The 24227-nt window shown below is 47.7% G+C and carries 19 protein-coding genes and 1 pseudogene; 14 read left to right on the top strand and 6 right to left on the bottom strand.

The window, feature by feature from the left end:
- The first annotated feature begins 45 nt into the window (after positions 1–45).
- From L1028_RS31480 to L1028_RS12495, 3 genes are all read left to right on the top strand, one after another.
- Complete coding sequence (locus L1028_RS31480; RefSeq protein ID WP_341482539.1) at positions 46–1176, top strand: S-layer homology domain-containing protein; 1131 nt, start codon at positions 46–48, stop codon at positions 1174–1176.
- A gap of 66 nt (positions 1177–1242) precedes the next feature.
- A complete protein-coding gene (locus L1028_RS12500) occupies positions 1243–2364 on the top strand; it encodes a glycoside hydrolase family 88 protein (RefSeq protein WP_234534253.1) in 1122 nt (373 codons plus the stop codon).
- 1 nt (position 2365) lies between these two features.
- On the top strand, positions 2366–4507 hold the full coding sequence (locus L1028_RS12495; protein ID WP_234534252.1) for an alginate lyase family protein: 2142 nt from the start codon (positions 2366–2368) through the stop codon (positions 4505–4507).
- 371 nt (positions 4508–4878) lie between these two features.
- Here the strand turns inward: L1028_RS12495 and L1028_RS12490 are convergent, their stop codons facing one another.
- A complete protein-coding gene (locus tag L1028_RS12490) occupies positions 4879–6147 on the bottom strand; it encodes a BaiN/RdsA family NAD(P)/FAD-dependent oxidoreductase (RefSeq protein WP_234534250.1) in 1269 nt (422 codons plus the stop codon).
- 278 nt (positions 6148–6425) lie between these two features.
- On the opposite strand from L1028_RS12490, the gene L1028_RS12485 reads away from it, so the two are divergent.
- The 3 genes from L1028_RS12485 to nadE all read left to right on the top strand — a co-directional run bounded on the left by L1028_RS12485 (position 6426) and on the right by nadE (position 9577).
- Complete coding sequence (locus tag L1028_RS12485) at positions 6426–8048, top strand: two-component system sensor histidine kinase NtrB (RefSeq protein ID WP_234534249.1); 1623 nt, start codon at positions 6426–6428, stop codon at positions 8046–8048.
- 116 nt (positions 8049–8164) lie between these two features.
- Positions 8165–8599: a BrxA/BrxB family bacilliredoxin gene (locus tag L1028_RS12480; RefSeq protein WP_060626847.1), complete on the top strand. Its 435-nt coding sequence runs from the start codon at positions 8165–8167 to the stop codon at positions 8597–8599.
- A gap of 168 nt (positions 8600–8767) precedes the next feature.
- Positions 8768–9577 (top strand): ammonia-dependent NAD(+) synthetase, encoded by an 810-nt coding sequence (gene nadE / locus L1028_RS12475; RefSeq protein ID WP_042184646.1) that lies wholly within the window; start codon positions 8768–8770, stop codon positions 9575–9577.
- A 170-nt stretch (positions 9578–9747) separates the two neighbouring features.
- Here nadE and L1028_RS12470 read toward each other — a convergent pair whose 3' ends face one another.
- Positions 9748–10569 (bottom strand): alpha/beta hydrolase, encoded by an 822-nt coding sequence (locus L1028_RS12470; protein ID WP_234534247.1) that lies wholly within the window; start codon positions 10567–10569, stop codon positions 9748–9750.
- 207 nt (positions 10570–10776) lie between these two features.
- Here L1028_RS12470 and acpS point away from each other — a divergent pair, with 207 nt between their 5' ends.
- Both acpS and mutY read left to right on the top strand, forming a co-directional pair.
- Positions 10777–11175 carry a holo-ACP synthase gene (gene acpS / locus L1028_RS12465; RefSeq protein ID WP_234534245.1) on the top strand — a complete coding sequence of 133 codons (399 nt, stop codon included), beginning with the start codon at positions 10777–10779 and terminating at the stop codon, positions 11173–11175.
- 37 nt (positions 11176–11212) lie between these two features.
- Positions 11213–12532, top strand: a complete 1320-nt coding sequence (mutY, locus tag L1028_RS12460) for an A/G-specific adenine glycosylase (RefSeq protein WP_234534242.1) — start codon at positions 11213–11215, stop codon at positions 12530–12532.
- 513 nt (positions 12533–13045) lie between these two features.
- On the opposite strand, the gene L1028_RS12455 is transcribed toward mutY, so the two are convergent.
- Positions 13046–13654 (bottom strand): superoxide dismutase, encoded by a 609-nt coding sequence (locus L1028_RS12455; protein WP_042184652.1) that lies wholly within the window; start codon positions 13652–13654, stop codon positions 13046–13048.
- A gap of 479 nt (positions 13655–14133) precedes the next feature.
- Here L1028_RS12455 and L1028_RS12450 point away from each other — a divergent pair, with 479 nt between their 5' ends.
- The 5 genes and pseudogenes from L1028_RS12450 to folE all read left to right on the top strand — a co-directional run bounded on the left by L1028_RS12450 (position 14134) and on the right by folE (position 17600).
- Positions 14134–14553: a GNAT family N-acetyltransferase gene (locus L1028_RS12450; RefSeq protein ID WP_234534240.1), complete on the top strand. Its 420-nt coding sequence runs from the start codon at positions 14134–14136 to the stop codon at positions 14551–14553.
- 185 nt (positions 14554–14738) lie between these two features.
- Positions 14739–15347, top strand: coding sequence for a signal peptidase I (gene lepB / locus L1028_RS12445; RefSeq protein ID WP_234534238.1), 609 nt, complete (start codon positions 14739–14741; stop codon positions 15345–15347).
- Between the two features lie 35 nt (positions 15348–15382).
- Positions 15383–16579 (top strand): annotated as a pseudogene (queG, locus tag L1028_RS12440) (tRNA epoxyqueuosine(34) reductase QueG); the annotation flags it as partial.
- A 130-nt stretch (positions 16580–16709) separates the two neighbouring features.
- On the top strand, positions 16710–16961 hold the full coding sequence (locus L1028_RS12435; RefSeq protein ID WP_042123938.1) for a YneF family protein: 252 nt from the start codon (positions 16710–16712) through the stop codon (positions 16959–16961).
- Positions 16962–17006: 45 nt separating this feature from the next.
- A complete protein-coding gene (folE, locus tag L1028_RS12430) occupies positions 17007–17600 on the top strand; it encodes a GTP cyclohydrolase I FolE (protein ID WP_234534201.1) in 594 nt (197 codons plus the stop codon).
- A gap of 121 nt (positions 17601–17721) precedes the next feature.
- On the opposite strand, the gene L1028_RS12425 is transcribed toward folE, so the two are convergent.
- Together L1028_RS12425 and L1028_RS12420 are read right to left on the bottom strand one after the other, a co-directional pair.
- Positions 17722–18900 (bottom strand): Fe-Mn family superoxide dismutase, encoded by a 1179-nt coding sequence (locus L1028_RS12425; protein ID WP_234534199.1) that lies wholly within the window; start codon positions 18898–18900, stop codon positions 17722–17724.
- A 188-nt stretch (positions 18901–19088) separates the two neighbouring features.
- Positions 19089–20129, bottom strand: coding sequence for an alpha/beta hydrolase (locus tag L1028_RS12420; protein ID WP_234534196.1), 1041 nt, complete (start codon positions 20127–20129; stop codon positions 19089–19091).
- Positions 20130–20391: 262 nt separating this feature from the next.
- Here L1028_RS12420 and L1028_RS12415 point away from each other — a divergent pair, with 262 nt between their 5' ends.
- On the top strand, positions 20392–21135 hold the full coding sequence (locus L1028_RS12415) for an IclR family transcriptional regulator (protein WP_234534195.1): 744 nt from the start codon (positions 20392–20394) through the stop codon (positions 21133–21135).
- 132 nt (positions 21136–21267) lie between these two features.
- On the opposite strand, the gene acnA is transcribed toward L1028_RS12415, so the two are convergent.
- On the bottom strand, positions 21268–24009 hold the full coding sequence (gene acnA / locus L1028_RS12410; protein ID WP_076285875.1) for an aconitate hydratase AcnA: 2742 nt from the start codon (positions 24007–24009) through the stop codon (positions 21268–21270).
- Positions 24010–24227 lie beyond the last annotated feature (218 nt).

The raw sequence follows: 24227 nt of genomic DNA, 5'->3' as shown, positions 1-24227 counted from the left end.
ACGTCCGGGTCTGTGACGAACACGCCGGATAAAAATGTGCAAGCGATGATCGGCGAAGGCGTACGCGTCGTAAGTACGGTACAGCAGCTTGAAGCGGGACGCATCATCATACATCCGCGCTCGGTCGACGGGCGGCTTGCATTCGACATCGCTTACGCCGATATTACGATGCTGCAAAAACAGAACGGCAATGCAGCCTTCGTATTACAGGCGGACGGCATGACTGTCACGATTCCCCTCCGTCAGTTGGCTGCAGGACAAAATGGGCATAAGCTTAGAATTGCCTTAGATCGTCCGGCAGATGTGACGAATGGAGCGATGGCAGACGTGATAGCTTCAATGGATGCCAAGCTCATTGTTTCTCCGCAGCAGGTTACGTTGACGGAGGCAGTGGAGAAGCCTGGTCTGTCGAAGCAGGCCATTACAGGCAAGATCGGGATAACATTATCGTCGCCGATGCCGACGGATCTGAATCATCTTGCCGGCGTCCGCTATGATGCCGAGCGTAATTCGTTCGTTCCGGTCCCGATGAAGCTGATGCAGACCGAGCATGGTGTAGAAGCGACGTTTCAAGCGATACCTGGCGTAACGTATTTATTGATGGAGCATGTGAAGACGTTTGCTGATGTTCAGCATCATTGGGTGAAGAACGATGCGGAATATTTGGGATCGAAGCTGTTTATTCATGGTAAAACGGCCGATACGTTCGATCCAAATGCGCTCACGACCCGCGCCGAGCTGGCAAGTATGCTGGTTCGCGGTCTAGGATTAACAAATGCTCCGGTGAAGCACTCGTTCTCGGACGCAGCCGAGCTGAGTGGCAAGTGGTATGAGGAAACTATATACCAGGCATATGAAGCAGGTATGATCGGCGGTTACGAGGACGGAAGCGTTAAGCCCGATGATACTATTACCCGTCAGGAGATCATGGCAATGTTCACGCGTGCTGTGCGTACAGCCCATCCTGATTGGATGAAGGACAGCACCGTCAGCAGCCTTGAGCGGTTTACCGACGGGGATCAGGTTGCAGCATGGAGTGCTGATTCGATTGCCGCAGCCGTGCAAGGGGGTCTAGTTCTGGGGGATGCCAATGAGGCGTTGAACCCGACGAAGGTGGCGACCCGTGCGGAAGCAGCGGCGATGCTGAAACGCTTGTTAGGCGTTCTTAGCCAATAAGATTCACCACGGATGGACCGGTGAAAGCCGGTCCATCTACTTCATGAAAGAAGGAGGATGTTCCCAATGTGGAAACAGGCAATTGAAGATGCAATACAGAAGACCAGAGACAATGTGCAGCGGTTTGGCAACCGTTTCCCGCATGTCAGTTCAAGCGGCAAATATGAATTGAATGATAATGAGGATTGGACGAACGGATTCTGGAGCGGCATGCTGTGGCTCTGCTATGAATACACAGGCGATGAGATGTTCCGCGATGCGGCTCGTCTGACGGTGAACAGCTTCCGAACACGCATGGATCGGCACACCGTGCTCGATCATCATGATATCGGTTTTCTCTATTCCTTGTCCTCGAAGGCGCAGTGGATCGTCGAAAAAGACGAGGAAGCAAGGCGCTTGACGCTGCGGGCGGCCGATGTGCTGCTGCGTCGTTGGCGGGAAAAAGGGGAATATATCCAAGCTTGGGGGCTGCAAGGGGATCCGCAGCACGGCGGACGGATGATTATCGATTGTTTACTCAACCTGCCGCTGTTGTTCTGGGCTTATGAACAGACAGGTGACGAACGTTACCGCCTAGTCGCCGTGAAGCAAGCGGATCAAAGCCGGAGGTTTCTCGTACGCGGCGACGACAGCTCGTATCATACATTCGTGTTCGACACGTCGACGGGCGAGCCGAGCGGCGGCGCGACGCATCAAGGCTATCATAACGGTTCGACATGGGCCCGCGGGCAAGCCTGGGGCATCTATGGTTTTGCGCTAGCTTACCGTTATACAAGAGATGGGGCCTATCTTGAGACGGCTAAACGTATGGCGCATTATTATTGCCGCAATTTGCCTGAGGATCATGTCGCGTACTGGGATTTCAATGCTCCGATTACCCCGCAGACCTATCGCGACAGCTCCGCTTCGGCGATTGTGGCGGCAGGCTTGCTTGAGCTTTTGTCTCATCTCGAAGACAGCGATAAAGGCCGCGCCGCGCTTGAGGAGTGCTTGACGCAGTCGATGGAATCGCTCGTCCGAAACTATTCGACGGTCGGCGATCCTGGTGCGGAAGGGCTGCTCAAGCATGGATCGTATTACGTCCGCGGCAATGCAGCGCCGGACGATTATATGATCTGGGGCGATTATTATTATTTGGAAGCGCTGCTGAGAATGGACAAGGGATTGAAAGGATATTGGTACGAATAACATGAAGGCCGATCTATGGAGTTTGCTCAATTTGGAAGCCGAAGGTTTGGAAGCCGTTCAAGCGGCGCTTGCCCGAGGCGATGAAGAAGAAGCCTATGCTGCGCTGCGAAGCCATTATGCCACTCGGACATCGCCCCGGCTGTATTATGATGCCGAGGATACCGATGTACTGGCCGATTATGTGCGGAGGCATTGCAGCGAGGCGATGGAGCTGGCGTTGCGAACGGCCGACGAGGTTGTCGGGCAGACGTTCGTTTTTCAATTCCCTTGGGATATGGAACGAACGAACATTCCGGTCACATTCGACGGTCTGATCCGCTGGGACGAGGTTCCCGACCATGATGTGGAGTGGGCGTATATGTTAAACCGTCATCGCTACTGGATTGCACTCGGTCAGGCTTACGTGCTTACCGGCGAAGAGAGATTTGCGGAGACGCTCTGCCGCCAAATGGAGGATTGGATCGACCGCAATCCCGTTCCGGCCAGGCCGACAAGGGAGAATGTAGCCTGGCGCTCTATCGAAGCTGGCTTGCGCTGCGGGAATTGGATCAAAGCTTTTAAATATATTAAGGACAGCTCGCACCTTACGCCTAAGCGGTTGGCAAAGATGCTAATCTCGCTGCATGAGCATGGCGAATATATTGTCGCTGATTTCAACGATTGGAAACGAACGAGCAATTGGGGTGTTCTTGAAAATCACGGACTGTTTGGCTTGTCGGTTTTTGCGCCAGAGTTTAAGCAAGCGATGAAATGGCGAGCGCTGAGTGTCGTCAGACTGAATGAAACGACACGCTTGCAAGTTACGAAGGAAGGCATGCACTGGGAGCAATCGCCGATGTACCACAACGAGGTATTGCATTGTTATGCGGACACGATGAGCTTATGCCGCAAGAACAGCTTAAAGGTGGAGCCGGCCATTGAAGACGCGGTACGCCAAATGATGTACGCCGACTTGTACATGGCGAAACCGAACGGCCATCAGCCGATGCAAGGAGACAGCGACGATAACGACTTGCGTGATATGCTGACGGCGGGTGCGGTTCTGCTGCGCGATGGCGTATTGAAATTTGGCGCGTATGATCATCTGGATTTTGACAGCGTGTGGAACTACGGATCAGAAGGAATTGAGGCGTTCGCTGCGCTTGAGGTTCAGCCGCCGCCGCACCTGTCATTTCCTTTCAGGCAGTCGGGCAATTATGCGATGCGCTCGGACTGGGAACGGGACGCGTTGTACGCATATTTTCACTGCGGGTTTCTGGGCGGCGGGCACGGCCATGCCGATATGCTGCATTTCGACCTGCACGCCTACGGCAAAGATCTGCTTATGGATGCCGGACGCTACAACTATAGCGACGCCAAGCCGCTTCGCCGCTCGCTCAAGCAATGCAGTGCGCATAATACAACGCTTGTCGATGGTATTGATTTCACGGAGATCCTCGATACATGGGGCTTCGGGCGTGTTGCCCATCCGACCGATGTGACGTGGATATCCAAGCCTGGCTTCGACTATGTGGAAGGCGGCCATACCGGATACCGCCATTTGCCGGATCGGGTCGATCCGTTAAGACGGATCATATTTGTGAAGAACGCAGGATATTGGATACTGATTGATAGCTTCGACTGCAAGGAAGAGCATACGTTCACGCAGTACTTTCATTTTGCGCTCGACGACATTGCGGTGAACCACCTCGATGGCTCCTGCCAAACGCTCGATAGAGCGGGCGCGAACCTATGCATTATTCCGGCTCATCCTGAGCGACTGGCAACAACGGTGAACGACGGATGGATTTCTTATGAATATAATCGCGTTCTGCCGAATCGATCGCTAACGTATACATGCCGCGCCAAAGGGTTTACGTCGATGATATCTCTGCTCTTCCCGCAGCCGCCAGGCAACGACGCCCGGCCTACGGTAGAGCCGATCGACGTCTGTGATCACAGCGGGAAGCAGGTTTCTGCGGCCGCTGCGGAAGCGGTTCGCATTCGTTTCCCGGACCCAGGCATAGAGCATCTCGTTGTGATCCGCCATGAGACGGGGGCCCCCTCGCATCCTGTGCTTCAGGCGGACGGTGTCCGCTTTCTCGGGAACGTGGCGTTGATCGAGCGCAGCAGTACGGATGAGTGTATTACCGTAATCAAATAACGATAACTGCATTATCAAGCTCAAAGCGGGAAGCAGTGAGCTGTGCAGATCGAAATGAGCCGACATTCCGAACAAAAAGAAAGAGCGCCGTCATTGGCGCTCTTTCTTGCCTTGAGATCCCTTCGTATTATAACGGCCCCTCATCCTCTCCCAGGTACATAAGAGCATCTAATTGATGCAACTATCTTTTCCTGAAACGTAAAATAACCGCAGGCGGCAGTTCGTACCAATCAAATTGTTTCTGGGCGGATTCGTTCCATACAAAGCAGGGCTCCTCTAGGTATCCCACTGATCATCGTGTAATTCGTATCGTCTTATCATGTGGGCATTTTACCATGTTTTGGACTCATTCTGTAGTTTGAACACACGCCCTAGCTCAGTCGAAGGTCAGCGGCATGTTTACCTGCTGTGTATCCAGTAGAGAAGGCGGCTGTTATATTGTAGCCACCGGTGTAGCCATGAATATCGAGTACTTCTCCGCAGAAGAATAGCCCTTGCATAAGCTTAGATTCCATTCTTTTGGGATCGATCTCCTTCAGATTTACGCCGCCACCCGTAACAAAGGCTTCGGACAGGGAACGGGTACCGTGAACATAGACTGGCATCCTTTTCAAGATACCTGCTAGCGCAAGCAACCCATTCTTGGATACATGATGGCCCGTAATATCTCCATCCAGGTCAGCTTTAGCTAACAAGAGGGGAATGAGACGTTCTGGCAGCAGCCCCTTTAGTGAATTGCGGATCGCTTTCTTCGGCTCCAGATCCAGCTTGTCCTGCAGTAATGATTCCACTTCTTGTAAGTTCTGATCAGGGAAGAGATCGATGGACATCTCAACAGTGTCAGTCCCTGATTTACGCTGGACCTGTTTCAGAAATTGACTGCAGCGCAGTGCAATTGGCCCGGATAATCCAAAATGGGTGAAGATCATATCTCCACGATGAGAAATGACCTTCTTTCCTTTTGGATTCCAGACAGTAAGTGCTACATCACGTAGCGACAATCCTTGCAGCTCACCGGATTTAATCCACTCTTCCCGTGAAATTATCGGTACCTCTGTCGGAAATAGCTCAGTAATGGTGTGGCCTGCGGCTTCAGCCCATGGGTATCCATCTCCAGTAGAGCCGGTCTGAGGAACGGACTTTCCTCCGGTGGCGATGATTACGGCAGCACTGGAGATCGTTTTACCCGAGCCCAGCTGAACGCCCTTAACAGCCCCTTCTTCATATATTACATGTGAGACAGGAGTATCCGTTATAATCTGCACACCTAGACTCCGTACTTTGTTGATTAAGGCGGAGACGACGCTGGAGGCCTTATCGGAGACGGGAAACATCCGTCCGTTGTCTTCTTCCTTTAATGCAATGCCTAAGCCTTCAAAAAAGGCAATGATATCTTGATTATTAAAATGGTCGAAGGCGCTATACAAAAACCGCCCGTTTCCCGGGATATGGGAGATTAACTCATCTCTCTCCTTGACGTTCGTTACATTGCAGCGTCCGCCACCAGATATCCCGAGCTTTCGTCCTAACTTAGCTCCCTTGTCGATCAGTAGTACGGATGCCCCGTGTTCTGCTGCGGCCACGCTTGCCATTAATCCCGAAGGGCCGCCACCTATGACGATCACATCGAAGTTGCTCATGAAATTTTACTCCTTTACATGTTAAGACACGGGTGTTATTTCGTGTTTTCCTAACGGAATCATACCATTCTGACTCTCATGTAACCAGTCTTGTCCACTCACTTGGTGATAATTCGTTGTCAGAAGAGTGATCCTGTGCTTTAATCTAGACATGTAGGGGAATTTGTCCATTTTGGGGTGTGATTGTAATTATTGGCGCAATTAAGGATATATTATTGCAAATATCGGCAGCATGCTCCTTTCTTTTTCTGATTCAGTGGTGGGTGGACCGAGGGCTTGTGGCTCGAAAAAAAGGTAGTTTCCCGGATAATCAAACTTTTTTGGTTTTGGCGTGTACGTTAAGTCTTATTCTATGCTCACTTCTTTCGACGACTTTATTCGGTATTGTTTATTTGAATTTAGGAATGATCCCAGCTTATATCGGTATTTTATATGGAACTGTACGTTCAGGCATTCTGCTGTCCATCTTTTTTCTTGTCTGCAATATAATCATTGCAGAGCCGACCGGAATAAGTAATATGATATTAAATTCAGGAATATTATTATATCCGCTGCTGTTTGGGCTGGCTAAGCCTTTTAAGAAAGGTACAGTGGTAGAGAAGATAGGTATGTTATGGATGGTCCTTTGTCCGAATATGTTGTTCATTGCACTTGTACCTATTATAGGTGGGAAAAATATATATGAAGCCCATTCTAGCGAGTCACTTTTGATCACATTGTATCTATTTTGCACTATCGCACTAGGTGGCGTTTTTGTTTATTTTGTTGAAATGGTCTGGAGTAGTTGGCGGGCTAAAGTACATATGGAAAGTATAAGTGATAATTTCCAGTGGGAGTCTGAGAAGCTGCAGCAGATTACAAATGTAGTACCTCTCAGTATTATATCCCTGGATGATCATGGAGTTGTGACCGACCTCAATGATTGTATGCTGGGGATGGCACGAATTCATTATCCCAATTTGAGAAGGGAAGATATTATTGGCAAGCCGGTTAGGGAATTTTTTAATGGTTCAGCGGATGCTGATGCATATATGCGGGTACGGAATAACATTCAGCATAAACGGCGTTCCCATGAGCGAATGATTCATGGAACGCGGATCTATCAAATTTATTCAGCACCACTAATGCATAAGAACTCAGGATTAACGAGTGGAGTGGTACTCATTGCACAGGATATTACGGATGAAGTGAAACTCCGCTCAGAGCTGGATCATGTGGAACGGTTGAGTTTAGTAGGGCAGATGGCAGCTGGAATTACCCATGAGATTCGTAATCCTATGGCGGTAGTTCGTGGATTTTTACAGCTAATGAGAGAAAAGAGCTCGGATGATTTGGATTCTTATTATCAGATCGTGCTCGAGGAGCTGGATCGGGCGAATAGTATTATTAATGATTTCCTATCGCTGGCGCAGAGCCGGATATCCGATAAGGAGAAGGTTCTGTTACACCGAGTTATAGAAGAAGTCAGTCCGCTGCTGTGGGCGGATGCTAATCTTCGTGGTCAAAGTGTTGAGCTAAAGCTGAACGCATCCATCCATGAATTGGAGTTGAACGTTCGGGAAATCAAGCAGCTTATCCTAAATTTAGGACGCAACGGCATGGAGGCTATGGGATCCAAGGGAATTCTGACACTGGAAACACACAGTACTCAAGATAAAGTGGAGCTGATTGTAAGGGATAGAGGAATCGGTATGTCGGAAAGTCAACGAGAGAAGTTGTTTTCCCCTTTTTTCACAACAAAAAGGGAGGGGACGGGTCTAGGGTTATCCTTGTGTCTCAGTATTGTGGAACGGCATAACGGTAAAATAACTGTAGATTCTGTAGAAGGAGAGGGTACGGTATTTACTATCTCATTCCCTTTAGTAAAGGAAGAATATAGCGAAGCCATCCTTGCGGATTGAATCAGGTTACTGTAGCATCTCTTGCTTTCACAGAGTATGAATGTATAATAAAGTTAGTAAGTACTGCTGTAATGTTATCTGACAAAACAGTAATTAGTGAAGGAGAGTGCAGAGAAATGTCCATGTCTTTTAATCAATATATGAGAGATTCGATTCAGCCTATGCGTGATGACCTTACAAGCATTGGGTTTCAGGAGCTTATGACTCCAGAAGAGGTGGAAGCCACTCTTCCTACCGCAAAAGGTACGGCGCTTGTAGTCGTGAATTCGGTCTGTGGTTGTGCCGCTGGACAATGTCGTCCTGGTGTAGCTCAGGCATTGCAAAATGAGATCGCTCCGGATCACTTGTTCACAGTGTTTGCAGGTCAAGAGAAAGAAGCCACTGCTAAAGCACGTGAATATTTTGCTCCTTATCCGCCATCTTCACCTTCCATCGCCTTGATGAAGGATGGAGAACTCGTTCATTTTATTGAACGTCATAGTGTTGAGAATCGTTCGGCTGCTGAAATTTCTGCTGAATTGAAAGAAGTTTTTGATCGTTTTTGCAAGTAAAAAAGTTATTCCATACAATCTCGCATCAGCCGGTAATTCGGCTGTTGCGGGATTTTTCAAAATATAAGAGCGATAATGGGATAGAATATACTTAGAAGCATAGAGCTTCACTTGGTATGGATATTTTGATGGATATGGAACCATTTCTGATGGAACGGGGTGTGGTTTGTGAGTTTACAGGAAGAAATTATTGCTGATCTTGGTGTGAAGCCAACGATTGATGTAGAAGCAGAGGTACGTAAACGGGTTGATTTCTTAAAGTCGTACGTGTTGAAGGCAGGTGCCAAAGGATTATTGATCGCCATTAGCGGTGGGGTGGACAGCGCAGTAGCTGCGGGTCTATGTAAGCAGGCTACGGACGAGCTGTCGGCACAGGAAGGCACAGAGTATATTACGCTTGGCGTATACCAGCCATATGGTGTTCAAGAGGATATCCAGCATAGTTATGATGTTGCTAAAGCTTTTAACCTGACTCATACAGTGGAGACTAATATTGAGGAAGCTGTTAATGAAATAGCGCTTGAAGTTGAGCATAGCCTGAAGTCCTTGGGCCAACATCGTCATATGACCCATCAAGGCAAGGGGAATGTTAAAGCGAGAACACGTATGGTTATGCAATATGCGCTCTCTTTTGAGAACAATCTGATTGTAGTAGGAACGGATCATGCTTCAGAAGCCATTACGGGTTTCTACACCAAGTGGGGAGATGGCGCTGTAGATATTACACCTCTATCCACACTTAACAAACGTCAGGTTCGTCAATTAGCTGCTCATATTGGTGTGCCTGCGGATATTGTTACTAAAGCACCTACGGCAGGTTTATGGCCGGGGCAGACGGATGAAACCGAGCTGGGCATTACTTATGACGATAATAGCGATTATTTGGAAGGCAAACAGGTTAACCCTGAGGTAGCGGAGAAACTCGAGAATTATTACCGGAGAACGGCGCATAAGCGCAATGTCATTCCTGGAATTTAGAATAGGTAGAAGTAGAAACCGCCACGGGTCTGCATTGTAGCAGCTCTCGTGGCGGTTTTTAACATATCAGAAAGTATATATTTTGGCCCCCAGTAAAGTACCTGAGTACTCATCAAAGCAAAGCCTCACTTTGTGGGGATATTTTGTGAGATGGATAAGCTACAAGGTTCTTAGTTAGCTAGCGTTTGATTGATAAAATCAGTAGTCGAAGCAATCGCGAGCTCTAATTGCGGGGTAGTTCCGGCAAAAGGATGGACAGTTCCGAAGGTATGATTACCCTCAGGAATATGAACCCAGTTAATATCGGGTCGGAGTTCAGTGAGTTGCTCAGATCCTTGCCGGAGGTGCGCTCCATCCAGACTGCCTTGAATAAGAACAACTGGGAAGGACGCTGTCTTCATACGTTCAAGGATGTTATAACGTTCTTGTTGGTTCTCCATATCTTCTAAAATAACAGCATCCAGCGGCATTTGTTGGCCCGTACGTGCATTAAGGACATGGGTTCGTCCTGTTTGCTTCATCTCCTGCTTTTGTTCTTCCGTCAATAAATCGAGCTTCGTAACCCCGTTCCAGGAGATGACCCCGCTAACTTCACTGGGATGGTCAAGCGTGTAGACAAGACAAATTCCCCCTCCAAGACTATGCCCGAGAAGGAATAAGGGCAAGCTGCCGAATTTCGGGTGCTGGCTAAGGTAGGACAACAGTATTTCCATGTCCTTCAGCTCACGACGAAAGGTGTTGCGGGCGAATTTCTCAAGCTCGGTAAAATGCAGCAGATCCTCTCCGATTCCAGCATGAGAGAAGTTGAAGGTGATCACTTCATGATCTTGGCTGAGAGTAGTAGCTATGTAAGGAAACATCCCCCAATCTTTGAAGCCCTTGTAACCGTGTGCAATAACGATAAGGCTCTTAGGTGCTTCTTGGGCAGGAAAGTGTGAGCAGCGGAGAACAGTGCCTTCACCAGCGGGTATTTCGAAATTACGATGCTGCATAGGGTAATCCCCTCTTTCTTTATATAAATGAAGTAAATCAGCAAGTCCATCACGAAGGCTCCTGGATAGACTTCCAAAGCATTTTCTTTTAAGATAGCAGAAAGAATCTTATAGGACTATAATTTAAAATTGAAATGAATGACCTGTTTAATGATCATACCATTATTGAAGTAGTATAGGATACACATCCATAAGGAGTGTGAAATTTTGATTTACGGAATCGGACATGATGTGTTAGAAATTGAGCGTATCTCAGAGGTAATGCGTAGGGGACAGGGCAAGAAATTTAACCAGCGCATCCTAACGGAGCAAGAGTATGGACTTGCTGAGCAACGAGGTGGAAGGTTGGCTGAGTTCGTAGCGGGGCGCTTTGCTGCCAAGGAAGCTGTTGTGAAGGCTTTAGGCTGTGGCATTGGTAATGTGGTTGGCTTTCAGGATATTGAGATATTACCTAACCGTAAAGGTAAGCCAGAAGTAACTTTATCATGCGAAGCCTGGAGCAGATTAGATCTACCTGAAGGACAGAAGTACACCATTCATCTTACGATTACACATGGCCGTGATTTGGCTTCAGCTTTTGCGGTTGTGGAGGAGCTAGGTTCATGAATTGAACCGTGATTATAGAAGGGCAAGGAGAGTTACAATGAAACAACAAGAACGACAGGATTTGCAGGAACGAGAAGAAGGACGAGAAGGACAAGATAAAAAAGATCAGGAGCTGCGGGAGGCCAAGCAATATTTCAGTTATCATTTGCTGGAGTGGTATCAAGGGCAGAAGCGGGATTTGCCATGGCGCAGGCATCGCAATCCTTATTATATTTGGATTTCTGAAATCATGTTGCAGCAGACAAGGGTAGATACGGTAATCCCTTATTTTAATCGTTTTATTGAACGCTTTCCGACGGTGGAGTCACTCGCTGACGCCCCTGAAGAAGACGTGCTTAAGTGTTGGGAAGGCTTAGGATATTATTCCCGCGCACGTAATATACAGCATGCAGCCAAGCAGGTAAAGGAGCTTTATGGTGGACAGGTACCGAACGACCGTGAGGCGGTGTTTAGTTTAAAGGGAGTGGGTCCTTACACAGCAGGGGCTATTCTAAGCATCGCGTTTAATCGACCAGAGCCAGCGGTAGATGGTAATGTAATGCGGGTGTTGTCCCGATACTTCCTCATCGAGGATGATATCGCTAAGGGACCCACCCGCGTGAAAATGGAGCGCCTGGCGGCTGAGCTGATCCCGGAGGGGGAAGCTGCCTCATTTAATCAGGCGCTTATGGAGCTCGGGGCGCTCGTATGCACCCCGAAATCACCGAGCTGCTTAACCTGCCCGGTGATGGAGCATTGCGCTGCGCGCCTGGCGGGCTGCGAGACTTCGCTGCCCGTCAAGACCAAGGCCAAGCCGCCGCGCCCAGAGGAGCGGCTGGCGGCCTTAATCGAGGGCCGCGGTGCCCACGCGGGCCAAGTGCTCATCCGGCAGCGGCCACAAAGCGGGCTGTTAGCCCGCATGTGGGAGCTGCCGCACTGGCAGGCGCCGCCAGCGGAAGGCAGCGCTAAGAGCGCGGGGCTGCCGGAGGCCGCGGCGCTGGACCGGCTGCGCCGGTCACTGCGGCAGGCCGGGATCTCCGCCCGGCCTGAGGAGCACTGGATGGCTGCTGAGCATATCTTCAGCCATATTGTGTGGACCCTGCAGGTGTATCGCTGCAGGGAGGAGGACGCCCTTCCGCTGCCAATAGCGGCAGAAGGACGGGCAGCCTACACCGCGGATGCAGGCCTGTTCCCAGAGATGGACAGCAGCCTGCCCGTCGAGAGATTTGAGGACGGTAATGCTAGTCCAGAGGATGGCGGAGCTGTTCGCTGGATCAGCCGTGAGGACATGGCTAATTATGCGTTTCCTAATGTCTTCTTGAAGCTGCTGAACCTTTATTTCGATGAGCAGGAAGAGCTGGCGAAGTCGGGGAAGTAGCAGTTTATCCGATGTGGCAGAAGAATGAGTTGTAAGAGAAGCAGCAGATATATGAGAAGTGCCTGAAGTAAGCAAAGTATTCAAATTCTCTAGTGTAAGAAATATGTTAATGCGTCGATGTAGTTTGATGTGTTGAATATATAAGTTATGTATGAAGAGAGAGTGGCGTACGCATCTAAATAGAAGCAGAATACCTCATTTTGGCGTCTTTCCAACAGTGGTACGATAAAGGGGAGTCCCGGTCCATATTCATGGATTCAATTCAAGCGGCATAAAAAAAGAAATATCCGAGGATAATGATCTACCCTATTTGTTTCTAACGAACCTTGTTTTTAACGAATCTGTTTCTAACGAAACCAGTCTCAACCCAACCCTAAACACCCCGACCCAAATAAGACCCAAACAAAAGAAGGTATCCCTGAGCCATTGCAGCTTGGAGATACCTTCTTTGTTTAGGTCTAGTTAAATGGTGAAGCCATAGGATGATCTATGGCTCAAGCCGAATTTAATACCTTATTTCGCGCTTTCGTAACGTTTGCCAACTTCTTCCCAGTTTACTACGTTCCAGAACGCTTTGATGTAATCAGGGCGTTTGTTTTGGTAGTTCAGGTAGTAAGCATGCTCCCATACATCAAGTCCGAGGATTGGAGTAGCGCCTTCGCTGATTGGGTTGTCTTGGTTAGGTGTGCTTGTTACTGCCAGTTTGCCATCTTTAACAACTAGCCAAGCCCAGCCACTGCCGAAACGAGTAGTTGCTGCTGCTGCGAAATCTTCTTTGAATTTTTCGAATCCGCCCAGTTCGCTGTCAATAGCTGCTGCAAGTGCACCAGTTGGTGCGCCGCCGCCGTTTGGTCCGATAACTTCCCAGAACAAGGTGTGGTTAGCGTGTCCGCCACCATTGTTACGAACAGCAGTACGGATAGCTTCTGGTACAGCGTTCAGATCTGTAAGAAGTTCTTCGATGCTTTTGCTTTGCAATTCAGGTGCCTTTTCCAAAGCTGCGTTCAGATTAGTCACATATGTGTTATGGTGTCTATCATGGTGAATTTCCATCGTCAAAGCGTCGATGTGTGGTTCGAGTGCGTTGTTTGCATAAGGAAGTGCTGGTAATTGAAATGCCATGGAAAAATCCCTCCTGAGTATATTAGAATTTGTATAGATAAAGAACTTCGGCGGTTTATCGTCAAAATTCTTTATTGTTGATATGTACTATAGGGTATCTCCCAATAGGATACTTTAATTAAACAGTATCTGGATCAATAATGCAACACTAAACAAACATAAATGTTTATAAAGTATGATAGGAGTGTAAACAAGATCATCAATTGTATTTAAAATGTAAAAAGAAAGAGCCTTCACTCTATAGACATAACTCGTTATAATTACCCTTATAATGAAACAATGAATCTTAGCAAAAATATAAACGCTTGATATTAAGCGCTTTCAAAAGAAAAATGATGATATCACGAGAAAAGTGTGCTTTAATAGATTTAAAAGCAGGTATTCCTCGGTATTTGATGCTTTTTTTTATTTTCTCAATGTTAAGGGAACCCCTTCTTTTTGTTAAATTCATAAGCCATAGACAAGGGAGATTTTAAAGAATGCACGTTCGTTCCTTTCAATTAAGCGACGTTAGCCCTGTGACTGATTTGCTGCAAACAGCATTATCGGAAGAATGTTTCGAGAACACTATCGAGCCTTTCTCCAGGCAGCTTTCATGGGATTCAGATCTCATTGTAGTTGCGGAAGATGAAGAAGAAATTGTTGGAGCACTGATTGGTACGATTGAGAAAAACCACGGTTGTTATTTCCGGATTGCTGTACATCCTGATTATCGCCGCAGAGGAGTCGGTAGAAGTCTGGTATCGGCTATGGAATCCAGGTTTCAAGCTCGTAAGGTTAGTGGTATCTACGTAGCTGTCGATGAGCATAATTCTTTTGCATTGCCATTGTATGAAGCTATGGGATATAGCGAGGATCAAATTTTCAAATCTGTCCGGAAGCTGAGCATTGTTGGGTAATTTTGATTACTCAGCTGCGTAAGCGGAAACATTTACTAAATAAAGAACTATAGTTGATGATATAGTCTGTTTCATTCATACTCAAGCGTATTTTCCAGAAGTCCATTACTAATGGCTGGGAGATATGCTTTTTTATTGTTATAATATCTGCAAGTATAGACATCAATAATCGAAGAGGTGACATATTGAGTCAGGAGTCCCAAGTAGAGTTCATGCGTAATCGGAAGCAAAGACATAGATCCTCCAGATCAAAGAAAGGCTTTGGTGGTCGTTTGGCCGCGGAATTGAAGGATTGGTTGCTTACAGCGGTAGTTGTTTTTGCATTAATGTCGGTTCTTAATATTTTTGTGTTCAATATATCAACGGTTAAAGGTCAGTCTATGCAGCCAACGCTTGTGGAAGGTGAGAGGCTCTTTATTAATAAGCTTTCATTGATGTTTGTAAACCCGAAACACGGGGATGTCGTCATTCTTCATGATCCTAGCACGGGGCCTAGCCGGAAGGACTTTTTAGTGAAACGTGTCATTGGCATACCTGGAGATATCATAGAAGTGAAGGATCACCAGTTATATGTGAATGGAAAAATAGTGAATGAGCCGTATATAGATACCGAGATTGAAGACCCGGATTTCGCGGCGTTAACTGTGGAGAGCGGCAACTATTTTGTCATGGGAGATAACCGTCATGCTTCAGCAAGCAAAGATAGCCGTTATTTCGGCTCGATCCCTCAGGACATGATTGTAGGCAGAGCGGATTATATCTGGTGGCCGCTGTCTAAACTGAAAGGGTTATAAGAATTTTATCGATAACATGAAAGGAGAAGGCGGAAATGAACAATACATTTCAGTCACCGTATGCACCCCCGCCTTCCAAGTGGGCACAGCTTAAAGCGGAGATTCAGGAGGCTGCGACGTCACTCGGTATTGATGATATCGGGTTTACTACAGCAGAACCATTTTTATATTTAAAAAATATTTTGCAAAACCACCGAGACAAAGGATATGAATCTGGTTTCGAGGAACCGGATCTGGATAAAAGGACGATCCCCGCACTGAGCTCTGGGGACAAGCCCTTGTCTATTATTTCGATTGCTGTGGCCTATCCCTCCAAAATGGAGAATCCCCCGAAGTCTGAGCCAGGTGCACGAAGAGGCATTCTCGCCCGAGCATCATGGGGCAGGGATTATCATCATGTGCTGAGGGAGGCTTTAAGTAAGTTAGAGGACTTTATTCATGAGCGTGCGCCGGAGGCTGTGCTGGAAAGTATGGTCGATACCGGTGTGCTGGTAGATAGAGCGGTTGCGGAAAGAGCAGGAATAGGCTTCAGCGGCAAAAACTGTTCTATCATCTCGCCCAAATGGGGATCTTGGATTTATCTAGGGGAGATGGTTACGAACATTCCTTTTGCTCCGGATGAACCTGTTGAAGAAGGCTGTGGGGAATGTACCAAGTGTATTGATGCCTGCCCGACCGGCGCGCTGGTGGGTCCAGGTCAACTAAATGCGCAGGCTTGTATTTCTTTTCTGACGCAGACCAAAGGATTTCTGAGTGACGAATACATGACCAAGATTGGCAACCGTCTATACGGCTGTGACACCTGCCAGATTGTATGTCCCAAGAATCGAGGGAAGAACTGGAATCATCGCCCTCAGATGCTGCCTGATCCTGAAATCGTGAAGCCATTGTTAATGCCAATCCTGGATCTTAGCAATCGTGAATTCAAAGAGAGATTCGGAAATAGCTCTGCTGCCTGGAGAGGCAAAAAGCCGATACAACGAAATGCGATCATCGCTCTAGGTAATTTCAAGGAAGTAGAAGCTGTGCCAAAGCTAACAGAAATTGTTCTGAAAGAGCCGCGGCCTGAGATGCGAGGCACTGCTGCTTGGGCGCTGGGACGCATCGGTGGTGAGGAGGCTCTAGCTGCTGTTGAATCGGCTTTAGAGCGCGAAGAGCATGACACGGTAAAAGAAATGCTGAGCCGGGCACAGGATGTGCTCCTTACTGCGAAGCAGGCACGAGAGGACAGCGATGTTTAATGAAGGAAAAAGATCATAGACAGGTTGCATATTCCCAATTGCTGTCCAGTTCTCGAAATGCTATGATAGATTCGCGCGCCATATGGCGATGCAGACAATAGAGTGTAGAGGTGGGCTTTAGATGAATATCGCATTACCTATTATTACATTGGTCGTAGGTCTCATCGGTGGATTTTTTATCGGTGTGTATTATCTGCGCAGACAAATGACAACTATGCAGAATGATCCTGAAATGCTGCAAAAGGTTGCGAAACAAATGGGTTATAACCTGAATGGGAAACAAATGCAACGTGCCCAACAGATGATGAAGAATCAGAACCAGACAGGCGCCCGCCCAGGAGCGGCTAAAGGGAATAAACGTAGAAGTAAGTAACCGGGTCCGGATAGAAATTATACGGGTGCGGAAGGGGGAGACATCATGGGGAACATCAATGAATACGTGAATGGTAAAGTATCAGAGAACCGTGAGCAAATCGAGTATCACGTTGAGAAAATATTAGAATTAATCGGTGAAGATACTGACCGCGAGGGACTGCTTGAAACACCAGCACGTGTTACGCGGATGTACGAGGAGATATTCGGCGGTTATTCGATAGATCCCCGCGAGGCGCTCGGTGTTACTTTTGATGAGTCTCATGAAGAGCTAGTGATCGTGAAGGATATCGTCTATTACAGCCAATGTGAGCATCATATGGCACCTTTCTTCGGTAAAGTGCATATTGGATACATTCCGAGCGGACGGATTGCCGGGCTTAGCAAATTAGCTCGCCTAGTTGAAGCAGTGAGTCGGCGTTTGCAGGTTCAAGAGCGCATTACGACGCAAATTGCGGATATTATGACGGAGGTACTAAGCCCTCGCGGCGTTATGGTCGTTGTGGAAGGTGAACATCTTTGTATGTGCGCACGTGGAGTGAAGAAGCCAGGCAGCAAGACGGTAACCATGTCTACTAGAGGGGTCTTCCGGGAGGATGCTGCCGCTCGTGCGGAGTTTCTGAGCTTGATTAAAGAATAGTATATAGAGGTGTCTATGCCTCGAAATTAGAAGGACCCATCATTCACTTTTTGTGAACGATGGGTTCTTTTGGGTCAATATAAGCGAATAGAAGTGATGTCCTCTACGAAGTGGAATGAGATCAGTAAGGCTTCCATGCCAGTTTACTGGCAGCGGCATAACGCTCTGACACATATGGCCAGTTGACGACCTTCCACCAATCGTTAATATAATCCGCACGATTATTCTGATGTTTCAGATAGTAGGCGTGTTCCCATACATCCAAGGCCAAGAGCGGAACAACGTCCCATTGCGATAAATTCTGATGTTTTTCCGCAGTGAGAATTTCTAGTCTATGGCTGCGTGGGCTCCAGACGAGAATGGCCCATCCGCCACCTTCTACTTTATTCGCAGCTTCGGTGAACTGCTTCTTGAAGCTGTCATAGCTTCCGAAGCTTTGTTCTATAGCTTCTAGTAACGCACCTGTTGGGCGGCCCCCGCCTTGCGGAGACATTACGTTCCAAAAGATCGTGTGAAGATAGTGGCCTGCACCATTAAAGGCTAATTCTCTCTCCCAATGTTTAACGAGATCGAAGTCACCGTTCTTACGGGAATCTGCTAATTTTACTTCAGCCTTGTTTAATCCATCTACATAACTTTGATGGTGCTTATCGTGATGAATTCTCATCGTCTTTTCGTCAATATAAGGTTCTAGTGCATTATAGGCGTAAGGCAAGGGAGGTAGCGTATGGCCGCCAATGGGTACCGCGTCTTTTTTATCGCGGATTTCAGGAACAGTATCTGTAAAAGTAGAGAATCCATCATTCCGCATGGTATCGTCTGTATCGATGTTTACGACATAATCCTCAGTGTAATCGCGCATGACTTGTGAAAGCTTTCCGGGCGAGCTGAGTGTCTGCAGTACGGCTAGGAAGTATTCTGATTCGCGAATAATATGCAGAATGACAGTAGTTGCAAGGGGGACGGCTTTGACCGCTGCGCTACTCTCCATGATGGCAAAGAGCTGCCGGACGAACTCTTGGGATTGATTGCAGGAGATATGTAGCAGTTTCTCGGTTTCCGCAGTGAGTTCTGCCTGTGGCGGAGGAGAAGCGGAAAGGGCAGCATTCAATAGCTGCTGTGCCGCCTGCTCAGTTGCACCAAAAACAACGGCCCATTCATCGAGGAGTTTCACATAAGGCTCCTCTAATTTAGGTACGATCGCTTTGATGACTTCGGTATGCTCCTTCTCTTGTGTTTTCCAAAAAACGATTTCTTCTAGAATACGTACTGGCAGCATCGGCCCGTATACATATAGCATGTCAAGAAAACCTCCCGTGATATGTCTTTATCAGTCCATTATATGAACGGTCTTGGAAGGTTATGAAGAACATAAACTTAGAGTGCCTCTTTGGCTTCTTTCTTTCCTGGGGACCAAAATAGCCTCTTCCTAGGATACATTTCTTTCTGTCCCTGGAAGAGGCTGTTCGTATGGTTATTAACGCTTAGTTAATTACTTGCCATCGCTGGCTGATCGCCAGTATTATTTTTGGCCAGATGAACATTCCCTAAGAAAGCGGAGACCCGCCGCAAATACTCACGGGGATGCTCGCGGAACAACAGCTCATGATGACTACCCTCAATGATCCAGGAATCTGAGAACACATTGTTCTGATTTGCTGCTAGTTCTTCGGCAATAGGATAAGGTGCTTTATCGTCTTTGGTTCCATGCATGAATAGGATAGGGAAAGGATAGTCTTTGGATTTAACCTTTGCATAAGGAATTTGATCTAGTCCCGTACCGTTCAGTACCGGGAACAGCATTTCCATGATCGCCAGGGAAGGCTGGCGCGGCAGATCGATATTCTGCTTAATATTATGATATAGCGTGTCTGGTTCTAACAAAAAGGTGCTGTCCAGAATCATCGCGTCGATGTCCTCAGATACTAATCCTGCTTGCAGTGCTGTGCCAGCACCCATGGAGAAGCCCCAAACAACGAGCTCTTTAGCTCCGCGTTCCTTTGCGAAATCAATGGCGCCTAGAAGCTGCTGGGATTCTTTTTTACCGCCGGTTGCAATATCCTTATTACCTTGGGCAGCAAATCCGTAATCAAACATTACGACATTGAAATTCAGACTGTGTGCATAGTGAGCGAGATCGTACATAGGTACCCAAGACTCTTCGCGGTTGGCACCATAGCCATGACTGAATACGATAGTCTTAGTGGCATCCTTGGCTGGAATATACCAGCCGTTCATCATGCGACTGCCATCCTTAGCTGGGAAGGTTACATCCTCGTAGGCGAGGCCTTTGGCAATCATAGGATTGGAGTACAGTGGCGCGACGGTTGGATTGGATAGCACCCAAGCGATGTAGCCATGAAGCGAGACAAAACAAAATGCTAAAAAGAAAAATATAGATAATAGCAATGCAACGATAATATGCTTAACACGGATCATCCGCAGCGATAGTCGTGATGAACTGCCCTGATTAGGTAGTTTAGGACGACGGGAGACTGACGTGCCGGCTCGGCTAGTTGTCAGATCCATAAGGTCCCCTCCTAAGTATGATGTGAGTACTAGTGCCTAGGATAATTTGTCGAAAATGATACTAAAGCATTAATATATTTATCGTATGTTGAAGCACTTACAAAGTCAATGAATTAGAACGTTTTGTAATGTAACTGTAAAGTGCGGACCAGTCTTTTTCGGCTCAGTGAATATACTGGACTTTCCGTAGAGTTTTGCACTAAGATAGAGTTAATTATAATGTAACCGCGTTTCATTTGATGAAACACGAGGGGGGATTACTGTGGAGGACCGAAAGTTAACGGTACGCGCGGTAGAACGTGCGCTCGACATATTACTTTGTTTTACGCAGGACAGTGATTTAGGGTTGACGGAGATCGCATCAAAGATTGACTTACATAAGAGTACAGTCCACAGATTGCTGGCAACACTCGAGGAAAAGGGCTTTCTTATTCGCAATCCGGCGACAGAAAAATACAGGCTGGGTATACGAATCTGGGAGTTGTCTACGCATCTGCCTGCTTTTGACGAGTCGGCAGCGGTATTGCTGCCATCTATGGAACGGCTGAGAGATCGACTCGGAGAGACGGTCAGTCTTTACTTACGGGATGGTATTGAACGCGTACGTATTCAGGCGGTACAGAGCCAGCAGGCGATTCGTAGAGTCGCACAGATCGGTGCGAGGCTGCCATTATCCGTAGGGGCGTCGAGTAAGGTGTTAGCAGCGTACGCACCGCCTGAGGTGTTGAGAGAGCTACTGGAGAGTTCAGAGTGGCCGGACTACGTTGAGAAGAACGTATACAAAGATCAGCTTAATGAGATCATCCGGCTGGGGTATGCTACTAGTTTCGAAGAACGTGAGTCTGGTGCGGCCGCTGTGGCGGTGCCTGTCACAGGCCGTAGTGGAAATGTGATTGCTGCGTTATCGCTGTCAGGGCCGGTCAGCCGCCTGTCTAGGGATACGTTAGTAGAGTATGCCGCCATCTTGAAGGAAGCGGCAAGTGAAATGGGCATGATGATTCCATAGCCCAACATGAGAAAAACGGCCAGTCTCCGGATGATCGGAGGCTGGCCGTTTAATATCCAAATATAATAAGACAAGGGAGTGCCTCTAGCCTTAATGGCCAAAGGGCACTCCCTTGTGCGTCTTACGTTAAACCTATTCTACCGATACAGCCGAAGAATCTGTGGCATCCGCCAGCATTTGACGAAGTACAGTTTGTAGAATACCACCATTGCGATAGTAATCAATATCAACCGTGCTGTCGAGTCGTGCAGTAACAGGGAAGTCGAATTGAGTACCGTCTTCACGGGTAGCGGTAACAGTTAGATCTTGGCTTGGTGTCACCTCGTTATCGAGGCCGGTAATGTTGAAAGTCTCACGTCCGGTCAGTCCCAAGCTGCTCCAGCCGTGGCCTTCCTGGAATTGCAGTGGAAGCACACCCATACCAACCAGATTGCTGCGGTGAATCCGCTCAAAGCTCTCAGCGATAACAGCTTTAACACCCAACAGAAGCGTGCCCTTGGCAGCCCAGTCACGTGAGCTTCCTGTGCCGTATTCTTTACCGGCGATTACGATGAGATTCTGTCCAGCGTCCTGATACAGCATGGAAGCGTCATAGATGGACATGACTTCATCGCTTGGCAGGAAGGTTGTAACTCCGCCTTCTGTACCTGGAGCTACTGCATTACGAATCCGAATATTAGCGAATGTACCACGCATCATGACTTCATGATTTCCGCGGCGTGAGCCGTAGGAGTTGAAGTCTGCACGTTCTACACCATGATCGCGTAAATATTCGCCGGCAGGACCAGAGGTAGAGATATTACCCGCAGGTGAGATATGGTCGGTCGTTACGGAATCAGCAAGCAACGCCAGAACGCGTGCATCCTTGATATCCTTGATGTCTCCCAGACCGTCTGCCAGATGTTCGAAGAATGGCGGATTCTGTATATACGTGGAGTTGTCATCCCACTCATACAGCTCGCCTTGTGGAACAGGGATAGAATTCCAACGTTCATTAGCAGTGAATACATTCTCGTATTTACGACGGAACATCTCCGGACTAAGGGAGAGACCGATTGCTTCACGAATTTCAGCAGTAGTTGGCCAAATATCCTTCAGGAATACTGGCTCACCTTGTGGATCAAATCCGAGCGGTTCAGTCTGCAAATCGATATTTACAGTGCCAGCCAGTGCGTAAGCAACTACGAGCGGCGGTGAAGCCAAGTAGTTGGCTTTGACCTGAGCATGTACGCGGCCTTCAAAGTTACGGTTACCGGAGATTACTGCGGCAACAGTCATATCGTTGTCAGTAATAGCTTGACTTACTTCTTCTGGCAAAGGACCGGAGTTACCGATACAGGTAGCACAGCCATAGCCAGCCAAGTAGAAGCCCAGTGCTTCAAGCGGCTTCAGCAGGTCTGCTTTTTCCAAATATTCAGTAACTACCAATGATCCTGGAGTCAAACTGCTCTTAACGTATGCTGGTTTGGTCAGACCACGTTCCACAGCTTTTTTCGCCAGAAGACCTGCACCAAGCATAACGCTAGGGTTGGAAGTATTCGTACAGCTTGTAATTGCTGCGATCACGACCGCGCCTGTGCTTAGCTTGCTTTTGGTGCCATTTTTATGTTCTATTTCTACAACTTGGGCGATTTTCTCATCGCTGAGACCGTAACCGCCTTTGTCTACAGGTGTACGGATAATACCTTCGAAATTTTCTTTCATATGCGTAAGTTCGATCCGGTCTTGCGGACGTTTTGGTCCAGCCAAGCTTGGAACGACAGAAGCTAGGTCAAGTTCAATTACATCGCTGAACTCAGGATCTGGCGTATTCGAAGTGCGGAACATGCCTTGTGCTTTGTAATAAGATTCAACGAGCTCTACCAGATCATCTGGACGACCCGTGCTGCGGAGATAAGCAAGTGTCTCTTCATCTACAGGGAAGAAACCGATCGTTGCTCCGTATTCTGGCGCCATGTTAGCAACCGTTGCCCGGTCAGCAAGACTGATGTTAGCAAGACCAGGACCGTAGAATTCGACGAATTTGCCGACTACGCCTTTTTTACGCAACATTTCAGTAACTGTCAATGCCAAGTCTGTTGCTGTAGCCCCTTCGATAAGGCTGCCTGTAAGCTTGAAGCCCACTACATCTGGTGTAACAAAATAGAGCGGTTGTCCGAGCATACCTGCTTCAGCTTCAATACCGCCTACACCCCAGCCTACAACTCCAAGTCCATTGATCATCGTAGTGTGGGAGTCCGTTCCAACAAGGGAATCTGGATAAACGACAGTTTCACCATCGATAGTTTTAGTTGTGGCTACGGAAGCCAAATACTCCAAATTCACCTGATGCACGATACCGGTAGCTGGAGGAACCGCACGGAAGTTATTGAAAGCGGTCTGTGCCCAGCGAAGAAAACGGTAACGTTCCTCGTTGCGCTCAAACTCCACGTTCATATTATATTCCAAAGCGTCTGCCGTACCGAAAGCATCAACCATAACAGAGTGGTCAATTACAAGGTCAACGGGAACGAGCGGGTTGATCTGTTTAGGATCTCCTCCGGCTTTCTTTACCGTATCACGCATAGCTGCCAGATCTACGACTACCGGAACACCGGTAAAGTCCTGAAGTACGATACGAGCAGGGATAAACGGAATTTCTTTATTGCGATCAATGTCGCCTGACCAATCAGCCAATTGTTTCACATGTTCTTCTGTAATCGCCCGTCCGTCAAATTGACGAACAGCCGCCTCAAGTAATACTTTGATCGAGAAAGGAAGGGAAGAGATAGAGCCCAATCCCTGTTCCTCAAGGGAGTTAAGATCATAATAGCGATAAGATTTGCCACCTGATTCCAGGGTGCGGGCCAACGAGAAATGATCCTTGCTTGGCATATGTGCGCCTCCTTGTTTCATCTATTGAAACTCAATTTCACATTGCATGTTATTTAATTATAACGGTTACAAAGAGGGGAGTAAAGTTTTTTTTCCTATATATAAAGCCCGAATATCGCATCTCTGAAACCATCTAGAGTTACCTTCGAAACGTAAGTCATAAGCAAAGCATATGCTCTACCATGTAAATTGAAGCGATCTGTATAGCGGCCTGTTTC

Origin of the sequence: Paenibacillus pseudetheri, from assembly GCF_924513355.1 — a bacterium.
In the GTDB taxonomy this organism is placed as follows: domain Bacteria; phylum Bacillota; class Bacilli; order Paenibacillales; family Paenibacillaceae; genus Paenibacillus_AQ; species Paenibacillus_AQ pseudetheri.
Note: the sequence above shows the minus strand (reverse complement) of the source record. Positions and strands in the feature narration are given on the sequence as shown.